The organism is Pseudomonas sp. SG20052 (genome assembly GCF_031766055.1).
Taxonomy (GTDB): Bacteria; Pseudomonadota; Gammaproteobacteria; order Pseudomonadales; family Pseudomonadaceae; genus Aquipseudomonas; species Aquipseudomonas mandelii.
Window position 1 is genome coordinate 2,304,396 of record NZ_CP134498.1, and the last position, 18,481, is coordinate 2,322,876.

The window sequence follows — 18,481 nt, forward strand, 5'->3', positions numbered from 1 at the left end:
TCGCCACAAAAGCTCGCTCCCACAAGGTCAGCGGCGCCCTTTGAAAGGCGCCGCGCCTGCCCAGCTTCAAGGGATTCACGATGAGCAATAACGCGTCTTTCACGCCGCCCAGCCTGCTGCTCAGCACCATCGGCCTGTCGCTGGCGACTTTCATGCAGGTGCTCGACACCACCATCGCCAACGTGGCGCTGCCGACGATTTCCGGCAACCTGGGCGTGAGTTCGGAGCAGGGCACCTGGGTGATCACTTCGTTTGCGGTGAGCAATGCGATTGCGCTGCCGCTGACCGGCTGGCTCAGCCGCCGGTTCGGTGAAGTGAAGCTGTTTCTCTGGGCGACGATTCTGTTTGTGCTGGCCTCGTTTCTCTGCGGTATCTCGACCTCGATGCCCGAGCTGATTGGCTTCCGGGTGTTGCAAGGCCTGGTCGCCGGTCCGTTGTACCCGATGACCCAGACGCTGCTGATCGCGGTCTATCCGCCGGCCAGGCGCGGCATGGCCCTGGCATTGCTGGCGATGGTCACGGTGGTGGCGCCGATTGCCGGTCCTATCCTCGGCGGCTGGATCACCGACAGTTACAGCTGGCCGTGGATCTTCTTTATCAACGTGCCAATCGGCATTTTCGCGGTGATGGTGGTGCGCCAGCAACTCAAGGCGCGTCCGGTGGAAACCAGCCGCCAGCCGATGGACTACGTCGGGCTGATCACCTTGATCATCGGCGTCGGGGCGTTGCAGGTGATCCTCGACAAGGGCAATGACCTCGATTGGTTCGAGTCGAACTTCATCCTCATCGGTGCGGCGATTTCAGTGGTCGCGCTGGCGGTGTTCGTGATCTGGGAAATGACCGACAAGCACCCGGTGGTCAATCTGCGGCTGTTTGCGTATCGCAACTTCCGAATCGGCACCATCGTGTTGGTGCTGGGTTACGCCGGGTTCTTTGGCATCAACCTGATCCTGCCGCAATGGCTGCAAACCCAGATGGGCTACACGGCAACGTGGGCGGGGCTGGCGGTGGCGCCAATCGGGATTCTGCCGGTGCTGATGTCACCGTTTGTCGGCAAGTACGCGCACAAGTTCGACCTGCGGCTGCTGGCCGGACTGGCGTTCCTGGCGATTGGCCTGAGCTGCTTCATGCGCGCCGGGTTTACCAACGAAGTGGACTTCCAGCACATCGCGCTGGTGCAATTGTTCATGGGCATTGGCGTGGCGCTGTTCTTCATGCCGACCTTGAGCATTCTGATGTCCGACTTGCCACCGAGCCAGATCGCCGATGGCGCGGGCCTGGCAACGTTCCTGCGGACCTTGGGCGGCAGTTTTGCGGCGTCGCTGACCACGTGGATCTGGATTCGTCGGGCGGATCAGCATCATGCCTATATGAGCGAAAGCATCAGCACTTATGAGCCGGCGACCCGCGAGGCACTGAATGCCCTGGGCGGGCCGAGCAACCCGGCGTATGCGCAGCTGGATCATGTGCTGACCAGTCAGGCGTACATGCTCTCCACCGTGGATTACTTCACGTTGCTGGGTTGGGCATTCATGGGCTTGATCGTGATTGTGTGGCTGGCAAAACCGCCGTTTGCGGCGAAAGCGGGGCCGGCGGCCTCCGGCCACTAAGCCAAACACAAACCCTGTAGGAGCGAGCCTGCTCGCGAAAGCGTCCTGTCAGTCAACATCTATCTCAACTGACACACCGCCATCGCGAGCAGGCTCACTCCCACAGGGTATTGTCGGCGACACAGGATTTGCGTCTCATGAAGATCAAAAATGTGGGAGCGAGCCTGCTCGCGAAAGCGTCCTGTCAGTCAACATCTATCTCAACTGACCCACCGCCTTCGCGAGCAGGCTCACTCCCACAGGGCATTTTTCGGCGACACAGGATTTGCGTCTCATGAAGATCAAAAATGTGGGAGCGAGCCTGCTCGCGATAGCGTCCTGTCAGTCAACATCTATCTCAACTGACACACCGCCTTCGCGAGCAGGCTCACTCCCACAGGGTATTGTCGGCGACACAGAATTTGCGTCTCATGAAGATCAAAAATGTGGGAGCGAGCCTGCTCGCGAAAGCGTCCTGTCAGTCAACATCTATCTCAACTGACACACCGCCATCGCGAGCAGGCTCACTCCCACCGGGTATTGTCGGCGACACATAATTTGCGTCTCATGAAGATCAAAAATGTGGGAGCGAGCCTGCTCGCGAAAGCGTCCTGTCAGTCAACATCTATCTCAACTGACACACCGCCTTCGCGAGCAGGTGAAGATCAAAAATGTAGGAGCGAGCCCGCTCGCGATAGCGTCCTGTCAGTCAACATCTATCTCAACTGACACACCGCCATCGCGAGCGGGCTCACTCCCACAGGGTATTTTCGGTGACACAGGATTTGCGTCTCATGAAGATCAAAAATGTGGGAGCGAGCCTGCTCGCGAAAGCGTCCTGTCAGTCAACATCTATCTCAACTGACACACCGCCATCGCGAGCAGGCTCACTCCCACAGGGTATTGTCGGCGACACAGGATTTGCGTCTCATGAAGATCAAAAATGTGGGAGCGAGCCTGCTCGCGAAAGCGTCCTGTCAGTCAACATCTATCTCAACTGACACACCGCCATCGCGAGCAGGCTCACTCCCACCGGGTATTGTCGGCGACACAGAATTTGCATCTCATGAAGATCAAAAATGTGGGAGCGAGCCTGCTCGCGATAGCGTCCTGTCAGTCAACATCTATCTCAACTGACCCACCGCCTTCGCGAGCAGGCTCGCTCCCACAGGGTATTGTCGGCGACACATAATTTGCGTCTCATGAAGATCAAAAATGTGGGAGCGAGCCTGCTCGCGAAAGCGTCCTGTCAGTCAACATCTATCTCAACTGACACACCGCCATCGCGAGCAGGCTCACTCCCACAGGGTATTGTCAGCGACACAGGATTTGCGTCTCATGAAGATCAAAAATGTGGGAGCGAGCCTGCTCGCGATAGCAGTGTGTCAGTCAATAAAAGTGTTGAATGTGAATCCGCCTTCGCGAGCAGGCTCACTCCCACCGGGTATTGTCGGCGACACATAATTTGCGTCTCATGAAGATCAAAAATGTGGGAGCGAGCCTGCTCGCGAAAGCGTCCTGTCAGTCAACATCTATCTCAACTGACACACCGCCATCGCGAGCAGGCTCGCTCCCACAATGGGGTCTGTGGTGGCCTTTTAGTTCGTGGGGGCTGCGAGTTGTGGTGGCGGGGCGAAGTCGAAGGGGGCGAGGGCAAACCCTTGCTCATCCACTTGCAACGCCCAGCCCTGACGGTCCCAATCCCCCAGCACAATGCGCTTGGCCGCTTGCTCGCCAATCTGCAACTTGTGGATGGCCGGGCGATGGGTGTGCCCATGGATCAAGGTTTTTACGCCAAATTTCTGCATGATCCGCGGCACTTCGTCCGGCGTGACATCGACGATGTCATTGGCCTTCATCCGCGTCTGGGCCCGGCTTTCACTGCGCAGTTTGCGCGCCAGTTTATGCCGCGTGCGCAACGGCAGGTGCCGCAGGATGAACAGGGTGATCGGGTTGCGCAGGTAGCGACGCAGCTTCATATAAGCTTCGTCGCGGGTGCAGAGGCTGTCGCCGTGCATCAAAAGCACCGGCTCGCCGTTGAACTGCACGACACTCGGGTCCTTCAGCAACGTGCAGCCGGCCTGTTTGCAGAAGGCCTGGCCGAGCATGAAGTCGCGATTGCCGTGCATCAGAAATATGGCCGTGCCGCTGTCGCTAAGGGTGCGCAGGGCCTGGCAGATGGAACGCTGGAACGGCGTCATGGCATCGTCGCCAATCCACGCCTCGAAAAAGTCGCCCAGAATGTACAACGCACTCGCCGAGCGGGCGCGTCCGGCGAGCAAATCCAGAAACGCCCGGGTGATGTCCGGGCGCTCCTCTTCCAGATGCAAGTCTGAAATCAGCAGTATCACGCTTCGATGATCTCGGCTTTCTCGATGATCACGTCTTCTGCTGGCACGTCCTGGTGGCCGGATTTCATGGTGGTGGAAACACCTTTGATCTTGTCGACAACGTCGGTGCCTTCAACGACTTTGGCGAATACTGCGTAGCCCCAGCCCTGAGTGGTCTTGGCGCTGTGGTTCAGGAAGCTGTTGTCAGCCACGTTGATGAAGAACTGGGCGGATGCCGAATGCGGCTCCATGGTGCGGGCCATGGCGACGGTGTACTTGTCGTTCGGCAGGCCGTTGTCGGCTTCGTTCTGGATGCTTGGGCGCTTGTCTTTCTTTTCTTTCATGCCTGGCTCGAAACCGCCGCCCTGGATCATGAAGTTACCGATGACGCGGTGGAAAACGGTGTTTTCGTAGTGACCGGCTTTGACGTACTCGATGAAGTTGGCAACGGTCAGCGGTGCCTTTTCAGCGTTCAGTTCCAGGACGATGTCGCCATGGTTGGTGGTCAGTTTGACTTGGGTCATGATTACTACTCATTCAATGAATTCGTGGGTTTCGGGGCATTTAAGCCCTCAACCGGTCCGGCCAATGTCGGCCAAGGAGCGCAGTTTAGCGTGCCGGGCGCGAATTTCGAGGCTGTTTTTCATTTGCATCCGATTAAATGCACCCGTTTTCGGGCCTGCTCTGTCAGCGACTTGACGGCATCGGCTATGATAAGCCCCTTTGTTTTAACAGCCGCTTTGATTTGGCCAACTGGCCGCGCACTTGTACGTTCAAGGATCCTATGAGCAAGCCCACTGTCGACCCTACCTCGAATTCCAAGACCGGCCCTGCCGTGCCGGTCAATTTCCTGCGCCCGATCATCCAGGCGGACCTGGACTCGGGTAAGCACACGCAGATCGTCACCCGTTTCCCGCCTGAGCCCAACGGCTACCTGCACATCGGTCACGCCAAGTCGATTTGCGTGAACTTCGGCCTGGCCCAGGAATTTGGCGGCGTCACGCACCTGCGTTTCGACGATACCAACCCGGCCAAGGAAGACCAGGAATACATCGACGCGATCGAAAGCGACGTCAAATGGCTGGGCTTTGAATGGTCCGGCGAAGTGCGCTATGCCTCGCAGTATTTCGACCAGTTGCACGACTGGGCCGTCGAGCTGATCAAGGCCGGCAAGGCCTACGTCGACGATCTGAGCCCTGAACAGGCCAAGGAATACCGCGGCACCCTGACCGAACCGGGCAAGAACAGCCCGTTCCGTGATCGCTCCGTGGAAGAAAACCTCGACTGGTTCGCCCGCATGCGTGCCGGCGAATTCCCGGACGGCGCACGCGTGCTACGGGCCAAGATCGACATGGCCTCGCCGAACATGAACCTGCGCGACCCGATCATGTACCGCATCCGTCACGCCCATCACCACCAGACCGGCGACAAGTGGTGCATCTACCCGAACTATGACTTCACCCACGGTCAGTCGGACGCCATCGAAGGCATCACTCACTCGATCTGCACCCTGGAGTTCGAAAGCCACCGTCCGCTGTACGAGTGGTTCCTCGAGAACCTGCCGGTCCCGGCAAAACCGCGCCAGTACGAGTTCAGCCGTCTGAACCTGAACTACACCATCACCAGCAAGCGCAAGCTCAAGCAACTGGTCGATGAAAAGCACGTCTTCGGTTGGGACGATCCGCGCATGTCCACGCTGTCGGGCTTCCGTCGCCGTGGCTACACGCCGAAATCGATCCGCAACTTCTGCGAAATGGTCGGCACCAACCGTTCCGACGGCGTGGTCGACTTCGGCATGCTCGAATTCAGCATCCGTGACGACCTCGACCACAGCGCCCCGCGCGCCATGTGCGTGTTGCGTCCGCTGAAAGTCGTGATCACCAACTACCCGGAAGGCCAGGTCGAGAACCTCGAACTGCCGTGCCACCCGAAAGAAGACATGGGCATGCGCGTCCTGCCGTTCGCCCGTGAGATCTACATCGACCGTGAAGACTTCATGGAAGAGCCGCCGAAAGGCTACAAGCGCCTGGAGCCGAACGGCGAAGTGCGTCTGCGCGGCAGCTACGTGATCCGTGCCGACGAAGCGATCAAGGACGCCGACGGCAACATCGTCGAACTGCGTTGCTCCTACGACCCGGAAACATTGGGCAAGAACCCTGAAGGCCGCAAGGTCAAAGGCGTGGTGCACTGGGTGCCGGCCGCGGCCAGCGTCGAGTGCGAAGTGCGTCTGTACGATCGCCTGTTCCGCTCTGCGAACCCTGAGAAGGCCGAAGACAGCGCCAGTTTCCTGGACAACATCAACCCTGACTCGCTGCAAGTCCTCACCGGTTGTCGTGCTGAACCCTCGCTGGGCAATGCACTGCCGGAAGACCGTTTCCAGTTCGAGCGCGAAGGTTACTTCTGCGCGGATATCAAGGACTCGAAACCAGGTGCTCCGGTATTCAACCGTACCGTGACCTTGCGTGATTCGTGGGGCCAGTGATTCAAGGAAACTAAAGTGCTTACGATCTACAACACGCTCACCAAGAGCAAAGAAGTCTTCAAGCCGCTGGATGGCAACAATGTGCGCATGTACGTCTGCGGGATGACCGTGTACGACTACTGCCACATTGGCCATGGCCGCAGCATGGTCGCGTTCGACCTGGTGACCCGCTGGTTGCGGTTCAGCGGTTATAACCTGACGTATGTGCGCAACATCACCGACATTGAAGACAAGATCATTAATCGGGCCAAGGAGAACGGCGAACCGTTCGACGTGCTGACCGAACGCATGATCACCGCGATGCACGAGGACGAGGCGCGCCTCAATATCCTCAAGCCGGACATGGAGCCGCGGGCCACCGATCACATCGCTGGCATGCAGACCATGATCCAGACCCTGATCGACAAGGGTTACGCCTACGCACCGGGCAACGGCGACGTGTACTACCGCGTCGCCAAGTTCATGGGCTACGGCAAGCTGTCGCGCAAGAAAATCGAAGACTTGCGCATCGGCGCGCGGATCGAAGTCGACGAGTCCAAGCAGGACCCGCTGGACTTCGTGCTGTGGAAAGGCGCCAAGCCGGGCGAGCCTAGCTGGCCTTCGCCGTGGGGCGACGGGCGTCCGGGCTGGCACATCGAGTGCTCGGTGATGTCGACCTGCTGCCTCGGCGAGACCTTCGACATTCATGGCGGCGGCAGCGACCTCGAGTTCCCGCACCACGAAAACGAAATCGCCCAGAGCGAAGCGGCCACCGGCAAGACCTACGCCAACGCGTGGATGCATTGCGGCATGATTCGCATCAATGGCGAGAAGATGTCCAAGTCCTTGAACAACTTCTTCACCATTCGCGACGTGTTGGAAAAGTACCACCCGGAAGTCGTGCGTTACCTGCTGGTGTCCAGCCACTACCGCAGCGCGATCAACTATTCGGAAGACAACCTCAAGGACGCCAAAGGTGCCCTCGAGCGTTTCTACCATGCGTTGAAAGGCCTGCCGAGCGTGGCGCCGGCTGGCGGCGAAGCCTTCGTCGAGCGTTTCACCCAGGTGATGAACGACGACTTCGGCACGCCGGAAGCCTGCGCGGTGCTGTTCGAGATGGTTCGCGAGATCAACCGTCTGCGCGAGAGCGATCTCAATGCGGCGGCAGGTTTGGCGGCGCGCTTGAAGGAACTGGCCAGCGTGCTGGGCGTGCTGCAGCTTGAGGCCGATGACTTCTTGCAGGCCGGCGCTGAAGGGCGCGTGGATGCGGCTGAGGTTGATGCGCTGATTCAGGCGCGTTTGACTGCCCGTGCCAACAAGGACTGGGCCGAATCCGACCGTATCCGCGACCAGTTGACCGCGATGGGCGTGGTGCTGGAAGACGGAAAGGGCGGCACGACCTGGCGGTTGGCTGACTGACTGCTTCGAATGCCGCAAAACAAAACCCGCCTTGTGCGGGTTTTTGTTTTTGTCAGTCCGCGAGGTTATGTGGTGTTTGATCTGGCGCCTTAGCGGGCAAGCCTCGCTCCTACAAGGTCGCGTCGTACACAAATTTGGCGAGCGACGCGCCCCTGTAGGAGCGAGGCTTGCCCGCGAAGGGTCTCCAGCCGGCCCCAGCCACGAGTGCTCACTCGTCAATCAGCCTGGCGCAACCGCTTGTAAAGAGTATTGCGGCTAACGCCAAGACGCCGGGCAAGGTGCGAAATATTCCCCCCAGCCGCCTGCAACAAGCGGTTCAAATCCTCGGCATCATTCAAATCCACTGCCAGCGGTTCCGGCGAATCCACCGGCTCCATCTCCAGATCGACAAAAAAATCATCCGGCAAATGCTCCGGCCGCACCGGCTGTTCTTCGGCCATGGCCAGCGCCACCTGCATCACGCTGCTGACCTGCCTTAAATTCCCCGGCCACGGATGACGGCCGAACAACTCCATCACCTCACGGCTCAACCCGGCCCACTGCGATGGCTCGCGATGCTGTTCCCACAAGCGCTTGAACAGCGCCTGTTTGTCGGTGCGTTCCCGTAACGGCGGCAATTCCAGGGTCAAACCGCCGATTCGGTAATAAAGGTCCTCGCGAAACCGCCTGAGCTGCACTTGCTCGCGCAACGAACGGTTGGTCGCGGAAATGATGCGGATGTCCACCGGGAACAACTCGCTGCTGCCCACCGGTTGCACGCACCGTTCCTGCAAGACCCTTAGAAGGCGAGCTTGTGTCGGCAATGGCATGTCACCGATTTCATCAAGGAACAGGGTGCCTTTGTCAGCCTTGCGGATCAGTCCGATGCTGCCTTTCTGATTGGCGCCGGTGAACGCGCCTTTCTCGTAGCCAAACAGCTCGGACTCCACCAGTTCGGCGGGGATCGCTGCACAGTTGACGGCAATGAACGGTTGTTTGCTTCGCGAACTGGCCTGATGCAGCGCTTTGACGAAGACCTCCTTGCCGACCCCGGTTTCACCGTGGATCAATAGCGGAATATCTTTTTCCAGCAAACGCTCGGCCTGACGCACGGCTTTTTCCACGCGACTGTCGCCGAAATGCAAGGTGCTGAGGCTGATTGCGGCGGGCACGGTCGCGGCCGGTTCCGCGCTCTTGGCCTCAGAAAACAGTCGAGCTTGAATCGACACCTGTTTCGGCCGCTTCAACAGGCATTGAAAACGGTTGCGCCCGGAGGCTTGCAACGCAAAAGGCAGGCCTTCCGGCTGGTTCAGCAGTTCCAGCAACGACACCTTGAACAGGCTCTCGACACTGACCCGTGACAGGCTGATACCCAGCAGATTGTCAGCCCGGCGGTTAGCCGACAGCACCTGGCCGGTTTCATCGAAAATCAGCAAACCGGCCCATTGGCTGTCGAGGTTGTTCAGCCCTGTGTTGAACGTCAGTTGAAAATGCTGGCCGTGAAAGAGGTTGAGGATCAGCCGGTTTTCCACGGTCTGGCTCATCATCTTGACCATGCCAAGGGTGTGGGACGGCGGCAGGTAGCTGTCGCTGGACACGTCCAGCACCGCGATTACCTTGCGCTCGGCATCGAAAATCGGCGCGGCGGAACCGGTCATGAAGCGGTTGGCTTTCAGGAAGTGCTCATCGTGTTCGATATGCACGGCCTGCTCGCAGGCGAGGGCGGTGCCGATGGCGTTGGTGCCGCTGCAACGCTCCATCCAGCTGGCCCCGGCGCTAAAGCCGCGGGTCAGGCTCGGCTCGATGAAGCGCTGGGTGCCCCAGGAGGTCAGCACCTGGCCCTGATTGTCGGCGAGCATGATCAGGCAGTTGGAATTGCTCAGAATGTTTTCGTAATACGGCAGGACTTCCTGGTGCGTGGTCTGCACCAGCGAATGCTGGCTTTCCAGCAACTGGGCAATGCCATCGGCAGGCAACTGATCGAACGCCGGTGCGCTTTGATGATTGAGGCCGAACGCGCGGCAACGGGACCAGGAGTCCTGGATGATGGTGTCGTGGGACAAAACGGGGGCAGGTGCGGCCATGACAGTCAGCCTCTGAATAACGCTTTTATTGTTGTTATAGGTATTCCCTTGTGGGAGCGAGCCTGCTCGCGATAGCGGTGGGTCAGTCAATACTGATGTCGACTGATCCACCGCTATCGTGAGCAGGCTCGCTCCCACAGGTTTTTGCTCGCGAGAAGGCAAAAAGCATCCGTAGAGTGTTGTTCACTATTGTTCATTGTCAACGGCTGGATTGTTCAATTGTTCAGTCGCCGTTGTTCATTTCTGTTCAGCAACGAACGTTGATTTGCCATCACTTCAAACATTTTCAAAGCAGATCAATAGCTTGCATTTTCTGGCATGAAACTCGCTCTACAGCCTGGGTCGCTTGACTCCAAATAATAAAAAGGCCGAGCCATGTCATTAACCCTGGAGCACGTCAGCCGTACCGTCGAGGGCCAGACCTGGATCGACGATGCGTGCCTGAGTTTCGAACCCGGATCCTTCAACGTTTTGCTCGGGCGCACGCTGTCCGGCAAGACCAGTCTGATGCGCCTGATGGCGGGCCTGGACAAGCCCGACAGCGGCCGGATCCTGATGAACGGTGTCGATGTCACACAACGCCCTGTGCGTTTGCGCAACGTGTCGATGGTCTATCAGCAGTTCATCAACTACCCGACCATGACCGTCTTCGACAACATCGCTTCGCCATTGCGCCAGGGCGGTGTCTCCAACGAGTTGATCCAGAGCAAAGTGCTGGAAACCGCGAAGATGCTGCGCATCGAGAAATTCCTCAAGCGCTATCCGCTGGAGCTTTCTGGCGGCCAACAGCAGCGCACCGCGATGGCCCGGGCGTTGGTCAAGGATGCCGAGCTGATTCTGTTCGACGAGCCGCTGGTGAACCTCGACTACAAGTTGCGCGAAGAACTGCGCCAGGAAATGCGCGAGCTGTTCAAGGCCCGGCACACCATCGCCATCTACGCCACCACCGAACCCAACGAAGCACTGGCCCTTGGCGGCACCACCACCATTCTTCACGAAGGCCGGGTGGTCCAGAGCGGTAAATCCTCCGAGGTCTATCACCAGCCAAAAACCGTGCTGGCTGCCGAATTGTTCTCCGAGCCGCCGATCAACCTGATGCCGGGACGGATTGCCGGTAACGAAGTGAGCTTCGCCAATTTTGTGCACTTCCCGTTGAACGTCGATTTGCGCCCGGTGGGCGAGGGCGAGTTCCGTTTTGGCGTGCGCCCAAGCCATATCTCACTGGTGCCGAGCAACGACGATGACCTCGAACTCGCGGTGACCGTCGAGGTCGCCGAGATCAGCGGTTCGGAAACCTTCCTGCACGTGCGCAACGAGCATTTCCTGCTGGTGCTGCACTTGCCCGGCGTCCACGAATACGACGTCGATGCGCCGATCCGCATCTATATCCCGACCCATAAACTGTTTGTATTCGATGCGCAGGGGCGGCTGGTCCAGGCGCCCGGTCGCCGCATCGCGAGGGTTGCCTGATGGCCGAAATCCGTTTGCAGAACCTCGCCCACAGCTACACCAGCACGCCGACCGGCCCCGAGGATTACGCGATCCGCGAGATGGACCACGTCTGGGAACAGGGCGGTGCTTATGCCTTGCTCGGGCCTTCGGGCTGCGGCAAGTCGACGCTGCTCAACATCATTTCCGGGTTGCTCAGCCCGTCCCAGGGCCAAGTGCTGTTCGACAGCAAAGTGGTCAACGACTTGACCCCCGAGAAGCGCAACATCGCCCAGGTTTTCCAGTTTCCGGTGGTCTACGACACCATGACGGTGTTCGACAACCTGGCCTTCCCCCTGCGCAATCAGGGCATGGCCGAGGCGAAAATTCACAGCAAGGTGCAGGAAATTGCCGAGGTCCTTGACCTCCAGGCGCTGTTGAGCAAAAAGGCGCGCAACCTCACCGCCGACGAAAAACAGAAAGTCTCGATGGGCCGTGGACTGGTCCGCGACGACGTTTCGGCCATCCTCTTTGATGAACCGCTGACGGTGATTGACCCGCACCTGAAGTGGAAGCTGCGGCGCAAGCTCAAGCAGATCCACGAACAGTTCAACATCACCATGGTCTACGTCACCCACGATCAACTCGAAGCGTCGACCTTCGCCGACAAGATCGCGGTGATGTACGGCGGCCAGATCGTGCAGTTCGGCACCCCGCGCGAATTGTTCGAGCGGCCGACCCACACCTTTGTCGGCTATTTCATTGGCAGCCCGGGGATGAACCTGATCGAGGTGCAGCCACAACCGGGCGGCGTCGGTTTTGCTTCGACGCATCTGCCTTTATCCGACGCACAACAGAAACGGATCGCCGAGTCCGAGTGGAAAACCCTGAAGGTCGGCATCCGTCCGGAGTTCGTGCACGTGTGGGATGAGCCGTTCGATGACGCGATGCAGGCACAAGTCGTGCACGTCGAAGACCTCGGCACCTACAAGATCATGACCCTGAACCTCGACGGCGCGCCGTTGAAAGTGCGCCTGGCCGAAGACAAACCGGTACCGGAGGGCACGGCCTGGATCAGCTTCCCGGCGCAGTGGTTGATGGTCTATGCGGACGATTTCCTTCTGGAGGTGCAGCCATGAACAAGGTGCAGAACAACAAGGCCTGGTGGCTGGTCCTGCCGGTGTTTCTGCTGGTGGCGTTCAGTGCGGTGATCCCGATGATGACCGTGGTCAACTACTCGGTGCAGGACATCTTCGACCAGTCCAGTCGCTATTTCGTCGGTGCCGACTGGTACAAACAGGTGCTGCTTGATCCGCGCCTGCACGACTCGCTGCTGCGGCAATTCATCTATTCCGGCTGCGTGCTGCTGATCGAAATCCCGTTGGGCATCGCCATCGCCCTGACCATGCCGACCAAGGGCCGCTGGTCATCGCTGGTGCTGATCATTCTGGCGATTCCGCTGCTGATTCCGTGGAACGTGGTCGGCACCATCTGGCAGATTTTCGGTCGGGCCGACATCGGTCTGCTCGGTGCCAGCCTCAAGGCCATGGGCATCAACTACAACTATGCGGCGAACACCATGGACGCCTGGGTCACGGTGCTGGTGATGGACGTCTGGCACTGGACTTCGCTGGTGGCGCTGTTGTGCTTTTCCGGTTTGCGGGCCATTCCGGACGTGTACTACCAGGCGGCGCGGATTGATCGGGCCTCGGCCTGGGCAGTTTTCCGACATATCCAGTTGCCCAAGCTCAAGAGCGTGCTGTTGATCGCCGTGATGCTGCGGTTCATGGACAGTTTCATGATCTATACCGAGCCCTTCGTCCTCACGGGCGGTGGTCCGGGGAATGCCACGACCTTCCTGAGTCAGACGTTGACCCAGATGGCCGTAGGGCAATTCGACCTCGGCCCGGCGGCGGCTTTCTCGCTGGTGTACTTCCTGATCATCCTGTTGGTGTCCTGGCTGTTCTACACCGCCATGACTCACTCTGACGCCAACCGCTGAGGTCTGCCATGAGCAAGAGAAAGCTTATTCCGTTGCTGATCTACATCCTGTTCCTGCTGGTGCCGATCTACTGGCTGCTGAACATGTCTTTCAAGAGCAACACTGAAATCCTCGGCGGTCTGACGCTGTTTCCCCAGGATTTCACCTTCGCCAACTACAAGGTGATCTTCACCGATCCGAGTTGGTACAACGGCTACCTCAACTCGCTGTACTACGTGAGCCTGAACACGATCATTTCCCTGAGCGTGGCGTTGCCAGCGGCTTACGCGTTCTCGCGCTACCGCTTTCTCGGTGACAAGCACCTGTTTTTCTGGCTGCTGACCAACCGCATGGCGCCGCCGGCGGTGTTCCTGTTGCCGTTCTTCCAGCTGTATTCCTCGATTGGTCTGTTCGACACGCACATCGCCGTGGCGCTGGCTCATTGCCTGTTCAACGTGCCGTTGGCGGTCTGGATTCTGGAAGGCTTCATGTCCGGCGTTCCGAAAGAAATCGACGAGACCGCCTACATTGACGGCTACAGTTTCCCCAAGTTCTTCGTGAAGATTTTCGTCCCGCTGATTGGTTCCGGGATCGGCGTCACGGCGTTCTTCTGCTTTATGTTTTCCTGGGTCGAACTGCTGCTGGCGCGAACGCTGACATCGGTGAATGCCAAACCGATCGCGGCGGTGATGACCCGCACGGTCTCGGCTTCGGGCATCGACTGGGGCGTGCTGGCAGCGGCGGGGGTGTTGACCATTCTGCCGGGCATGCTGGTGATCTGGTTTGTTCGCAACCACGTGGCCAAGGGCTTTGCCCTGGGCCGGGTCTGAGGAGCTGATGATGGAATGGATGAGCTGGACGGTCCCCACTGCGGCATTCTTCATTGTCATTGGCCTGATTCTGACGGGCATGACGACCTGGGAATTACGTTCGCCGAGTGTCCCTCGGCGTGGTTTCTTGCCGATTGCCACCACCCGTGGCGATCGGCTGTTTATCGGTCTTCTCGGCAGCGCCTACCTGCATTTGCTGGTAATCGGCGTCACCGACTGGAGCATCTGGGTTGCGTTCGCGTTGTCCCTGGTGTGGCTGTTGGCTGTGATGCGTTGGGGCTAGTCGAAATCGATCGGCAATGTTGCTCCGAAAACCAAACAGGAGGTCTCTATGTTCGACAAAAACAATAAGCTGCGACATAGCATTTCATTGGCAGCCATGCTGGCACTCAGCGGTCTGAGCGCTTCGGCCTGGGCCGATGCCTACGAAGACGCCGCGAAGAAATGGATTGGCAGCGAGTTCAAGCCGTCCACCCTTACGCCAGAGCAGCAGCTCGAAGAGCTGAAGTGGTTCATCAAGGCCGCCGAGCCGTTTCGCGGGATGAGCATCAAGGTGGTTTCGGAAACCATCGCGACCCACGAATATGAATCCAAAACCCTGGCCAAGGCCTTCACCGAAATCACCGGGATCAAGCTGACCCACGACTTGCTGCAAGAAGGCGACGTGGTGGAAAAGCTGCAAACCCAGATGCAGTCGGACAAAAACATCTATGACGGTTGGGTCAACGACTCGGACCTGATCGGTACGCACTTTCGCTACGGCAAGACCGAATCGATCACCGACCTGATGGCCAACGAAGGCAAGAACTTCACCTCGCCGACCCTGGACCTCAAGGACTTCATCGGTATCTCGTTCACCACTGCACCGGACGGCAAGATCTATCAATTGCCTGACCAACAGTTCGCCAACCTGTACTGGTTTCGCGCCGACTGGTTCGAGCGGGCGGATTTGAAAGCGAAATTCAAAGAAAAATACGGTTATGAACTGGGCGTGCCGGTGAACTGGTCGGCTTATGAAGACATCGCCAAGTTCTTCAGCGAAGACGTCAAGGAAATCGACGGCAAGCGCGTCTACGGTCACATGGACTACGGCAAGAAAGACCCGTCCCTCGGCTGGCGCTTTACCGATGCCTGGTTCTCCATGGCCGGTGCCGGCGACAAAGGCATTCCCAATGGCTTGCCGGTGGACGAGTGGGGCATCCGCGTCGAGGATTGCCACCCGGTCGGATCCAGCGTGACCCGTGGTGGCGACACCAACGGCCCGGCGGCGGTCTACGCGACGCAGAAATACGTCGACTGGCTCAAGGCCTACGCGCCACCGGAAGCAGCGGGCATGACCTTCTCCGAATCCGGCCCGGTGCCGTCCCAAGGCAACATCGCCCAACAGATCTTCTGGTACACCGCGTTCACCGCTGACATGACCAAACCGGGCCTGCCGGTGATGAACGCCGACGGCACGCCGAAATGGCGCATGGCGCCATCGCCACGCGGACCGTACTGGGAAGAGGGCATGAAGCTCGGTTATCAGGACGTGGGTTCGTGGACGTTCATGAAGTCCACGCCTGAGAAGCAGAAACTGGCGGCCTGGCTTTATGCGCAATTCGTCACGTCGAAAACCGTGTCGCTGAAGAAAACCATTATCGGCCTGACGCCGATTCGCGAGTCGGACATCAACTCGCAAGCCATGACCGACCTGGCACCGAAACTCGGCGGTCTGGTCGAGTTCTATCGCAGCCCGGCCCGCGTGCAATGGACCCCGACCGGGACCAACGTGCCGGACTATCCACGTCTGGCTCAACTGTGGTGGAGCCACATCGCGGAAGCGGCCAGCGGCGAGAAGACTCCGCAACAGGCGCTGGATGGCCTGGCCAAGGATCAGGACGCGATCATGGCGCGTCTGGAACGCTCGAAGGCTCAAGCCACCTGCGCACCGAAAATGAACCCTGAGCGCGATGCTCAGTACTGGTTCGATCAGCCGGGTGCACCGAAGCCGAAACTGGCGAACGAGAAGCCCAAGGGTGAAACCGTGAGTTATGCCGAACTGCTGAAATCGTGGGAGGCGGCGCGTAAATAAATAGCTCGATCGTGTGAAGCAGAACGGCACCGAGAGGTGCCGTTTTCTTTAGCGTCTGATCCATTGCCATCGCGAGCAGGCTCACGCCCACAATGAGCTGCGGTGTTCACAGCCTGTGTGACCGGCTCAGCGCTCCACCCCGTCAACCGCAGGAAATCCCAACCGAAACACCGTCATCGCACCCGGCAAGCTCTTCACCTCGGCCACGCCCTGATGAAGGCTCATGATCGACCGCACTATCGCCAACCCCAGCCCGGTGCTGCCCTGTGAGCGCGAGCGGCTGCTATCGACTCGGTAGAACCGATCAAACAGGTGCGGCAGATGCTGTGCCTCAATCCCCGCGCCCGGGTTGCTGACCAGCAACGAAACCTGGGTCGCGCCGCGCTCAATCAGCAGCGTCACGGTTTTCCCGACCGGGCAGTGGCGTAGCGCGTTGGACAGCAAATTCGAGATCGCCCGTTGAATCATCAACCGGTCACCCATCACCCGCGCACGGCCGACCACGTTCAAATGGATCTGCTTGTCCTGCGCCGACAGGAAGAACATCTCGGCGACTTTCCAGGCTTCTTCTTCCAGGGCAACCGACTCGAACGGCACGAGTGCCGACGGGTGACTGACCTGTGCCAGAAACAGCATGTCCGAGACGATCCGCGCCACGCGCTCCAGTTCTTCAGTGCAGCACACCAGCACATCCTTGTACTCATCCACGCTGCGTTCGCGAGACAACGTCACCTGCGCCTTGCCCATCAAATTGTTGATCGGCGTGCGCAGCTCATGCGCCAGATCATCGGAAAACTGTGACAGCTGCTGCACACCGGTATCGAGGCGATGCAGCATGAAGTTGATGCCCTGCGCCAACTCACTCAGCTCCTGGGGCATATTCACCACCGACAGCCGATGATCCAGATCCTGAGTCGAGACCATCGCCGCCACTTTGCGAAACTCGCGCATCGGCGCCAGACCACGCTGCACCGCACCCCAGGCACTCAGTCCGATAAAGATCAGCAGCAACGGCAAGGCAATCAGGGTCGAGCGCAGGTAGGCGCTGAGCAAGGCCTCATTGTGGGCGTTGTCCATCGACAACAGCACCGGGACACGGGTGCCGTCCTTGAGGCTGATCAGCCTGGACGCCGTGAGGAATTTCGCCCCCTCGGCGTCAGTGCTGGTGGCGTAGGCCAACTCGTCGCTGACGGCGCGCACCACCTTCAATTCAAGTCGTGGATCGGCCAAGCCGGTGCCGGATTTGAGCAGTTGCGTGCGCAGGTTGCTGCGGTCGTAAATCGTTAGCGTGAGGTTGTCATGGCCCATGACTTGATCGAGCAGAATGTGCGGTTTCGCACTGATTTCGCCGGTGTCGGTGTACAGCGACAGGCTGTGTTCGACCTGCTCCATCTTCTTCTCCAGACTGTCCCTGGATAACGCGTTCAGCTCATGGGTCAGTGCGAAATACGCCAGGATCGCCAGGGACACCACCAGCAGCGCGCCGAGAATACTGACCGTCAGCCCCAGCCGCATCGACAGGCTGGCCGGCTTCATTCCCGCGACTCCAGCACGTAACCGACACCGCGCAGGGTGTGGATCAACTTGTTGTCGAACGGGTCATCGATCTTTGCCCGCAAACGCCTGATCGACACTTCGACCACGTTGGTGTCGCAGTCGAAGTTCATGTCCCACACCAGCGAAATGATCTGCGTGCGTGTCAGCACCTCGCCGGACTGGCGCATCAACAGATGCAGCAGGGCGAACTCCTTGGTGGTCAGGTCGATGCGTTGCTTGCCACGAAATGCACGATGACGGCAGGGGTCGAGTTCCAGATCGGCGACTTTCAGTACCTGTGGCAGCGGGATGTTCTCGCTGCGGCGCATCAGGGTGCGCACCCGTGCGAGAAGTTCGGGAAACTCGAACGGCTTGACCAGATAATCATCCGCGCCCAGATCGAGGCCACGAATCTTGTCCGCCAGACGCCCGCGCGCCGTGAGCATCATCACCCGGGTGGAGTGAGTGCGGCGCAGTTGTTCCAGTACGTCCCAGCCGTCCAGTTCCGGCAGATTCACGTCGAGAATAATCAGGTCATAGGCCTGCTGTTGCGCCAGATGCAATCCATCCGCGCCGGTGGCCGCGTGGTCAACGATATAACCACTTTCGGTCAAACCCTGATGCAAGTATTCGGCAGTTTTAAGCTCGTCCTCGACGACAAGGATTCGCATGATCTTTCACCACTTTTATTTAAGGGATATTTAATTAAGTTGAGCGGGAAGTTGTTGTTTTTGTAGAGGGTCCGAATGAGTTTCGATCACTGAATGGCG

At 58.9% G+C, this 18,481-nt stretch carries 14 protein-coding genes; 9 read left to right on the forward strand and 5 right to left on the reverse strand.

Annotation, left to right across the window (positions count from 1 at the left end; genetic code table 11):
* The first annotated feature begins 80 nt into the window (after nucleotides 1-80).
* On the forward strand, nucleotides 81-1,610 hold the full coding sequence (locus tag RHP74_RS10410) for a DHA2 family efflux MFS transporter permease subunit (protein WP_077749769.1): 1,530 nt from the start codon (nucleotides 81-83) through the stop codon (nucleotides 1,608-1,610).
* 1,577 nt (nucleotides 1,611-3,187) lie between these two features.
* On the opposite strand, the gene lpxH is transcribed toward RHP74_RS10410, so the two are convergent.
* The gene (gene lpxH, locus RHP74_RS10425) at nucleotides 3,188-3,940 is read right to left on the reverse strand and encodes a UDP-2,3-diacylglucosamine diphosphatase (RefSeq protein WP_311099261.1); all 753 of its coding nucleotides are present in this window, start codon (nucleotides 3,938-3,940) and stop codon (nucleotides 3,188-3,190) included.
* Nucleotides 3,937-4,443, reverse strand: coding sequence for a peptidylprolyl isomerase (locus RHP74_RS10430; RefSeq protein WP_145309581.1), 507 nt, complete (start codon nucleotides 4,441-4,443; stop codon nucleotides 3,937-3,939). Before RHP74_RS10430 ends, lpxH begins: the two co-directional genes overlap by 4 nt.
* 260 nt (nucleotides 4,444-4,703) lie before the next feature.
* Between RHP74_RS10430 and RHP74_RS10435 the strand changes: the two genes are divergently transcribed.
* Both RHP74_RS10435 and cysS read left to right on the forward strand, forming a co-directional pair.
* Complete coding sequence (locus RHP74_RS10435; protein ID WP_311099264.1) at nucleotides 4,704-6,401, forward strand: glutamine--tRNA ligase/YqeY domain fusion protein; 1,698 nt, start codon at nucleotides 4,704-4,706, stop codon at nucleotides 6,399-6,401.
* Nucleotides 6,402-6,416: 15 nt separating this feature from the next.
* A complete protein-coding gene (gene cysS / locus RHP74_RS10440; protein ID WP_010458820.1) occupies nucleotides 6,417-7,799 on the forward strand; it encodes a cysteine--tRNA ligase in 1,383 nt (460 codons plus the stop codon).
* 215 nt (nucleotides 7,800-8,014) lie between these two features.
* On the opposite strand, the gene RHP74_RS10445 is transcribed toward cysS, so the two are convergent.
* On the reverse strand, nucleotides 8,015-9,862 hold the full coding sequence (locus RHP74_RS10445; RefSeq protein WP_311099267.1) for a sigma-54-dependent Fis family transcriptional regulator: 1,848 nt from the start codon (nucleotides 9,860-9,862) through the stop codon (nucleotides 8,015-8,017).
* Between the two features lie 375 nt (nucleotides 9,863-10,237).
* On the opposite strand from RHP74_RS10445, the gene RHP74_RS10450 reads away from it, so the two are divergent.
* From RHP74_RS10450 to RHP74_RS10475, 6 genes are read left to right on the forward strand one after another with little or no spacing between them, the layout of a single operon-like run.
* The gene (locus RHP74_RS10450) at nucleotides 10,238-11,332 is read left to right on the forward strand and encodes an ABC transporter ATP-binding protein (protein ID WP_010458822.1); all 1,095 of its coding nucleotides are present in this window, start codon (nucleotides 10,238-10,240) and stop codon (nucleotides 11,330-11,332) included.
* Nucleotides 11,332-12,429, forward strand: a complete 1,098-nt coding sequence (locus RHP74_RS10455) for an ABC transporter ATP-binding protein (RefSeq protein WP_010458823.1) — start codon at nucleotides 11,332-11,334, stop codon at nucleotides 12,427-12,429. The genes RHP74_RS10450 and RHP74_RS10455 overlap by 1 nt, the downstream gene beginning before the upstream one ends.
* A complete protein-coding gene (locus RHP74_RS10460) occupies nucleotides 12,426-13,292 on the forward strand; it encodes a carbohydrate ABC transporter permease (RefSeq protein WP_010458824.1) in 867 nt (288 codons plus the stop codon). The genes RHP74_RS10455 and RHP74_RS10460 overlap by 4 nt, the downstream gene beginning before the upstream one ends.
* An 8-nt stretch (nucleotides 13,293-13,300) precedes the next feature.
* A complete protein-coding gene (locus tag RHP74_RS10465; protein WP_010458825.1) occupies nucleotides 13,301-14,101 on the forward strand; it encodes a carbohydrate ABC transporter permease in 801 nt (266 codons plus the stop codon).
* 10 nt (nucleotides 14,102-14,111) lie between these two features.
* The gene (locus tag RHP74_RS10470) at nucleotides 14,112-14,384 is read left to right on the forward strand and encodes a DUF2160 domain-containing protein (RefSeq protein ID WP_010458826.1); all 273 of its coding nucleotides are present in this window, start codon (nucleotides 14,112-14,114) and stop codon (nucleotides 14,382-14,384) included.
* A 48-nt stretch (nucleotides 14,385-14,432) separates the two neighbouring features.
* A complete protein-coding gene (locus RHP74_RS10475; RefSeq protein WP_010458827.1) occupies nucleotides 14,433-16,175 on the forward strand; it encodes an ABC transporter substrate-binding protein in 1,743 nt (580 codons plus the stop codon).
* A 126-nt stretch (nucleotides 16,176-16,301) separates the two neighbouring features.
* On the opposite strand, the gene RHP74_RS10480 is transcribed toward RHP74_RS10475, so the two are convergent.
* Both RHP74_RS10480 and RHP74_RS10485 read right to left on the reverse strand, forming a co-directional pair.
* Nucleotides 16,302-17,711 (reverse strand): heavy metal sensor histidine kinase, encoded by a 1,410-nt coding sequence (locus RHP74_RS10480; protein WP_304875478.1) that lies wholly within the window; start codon nucleotides 17,709-17,711, stop codon nucleotides 16,302-16,304.
* Nucleotides 17,708-18,382, reverse strand: a complete 675-nt coding sequence (locus tag RHP74_RS10485) for a heavy metal response regulator transcription factor (protein ID WP_010458829.1) — start codon at nucleotides 18,380-18,382, stop codon at nucleotides 17,708-17,710. The genes RHP74_RS10480 and RHP74_RS10485 overlap by 4 nt, the downstream gene beginning before the upstream one ends.
* Nucleotides 18,383-18,481 lie beyond the last annotated feature (99 nt).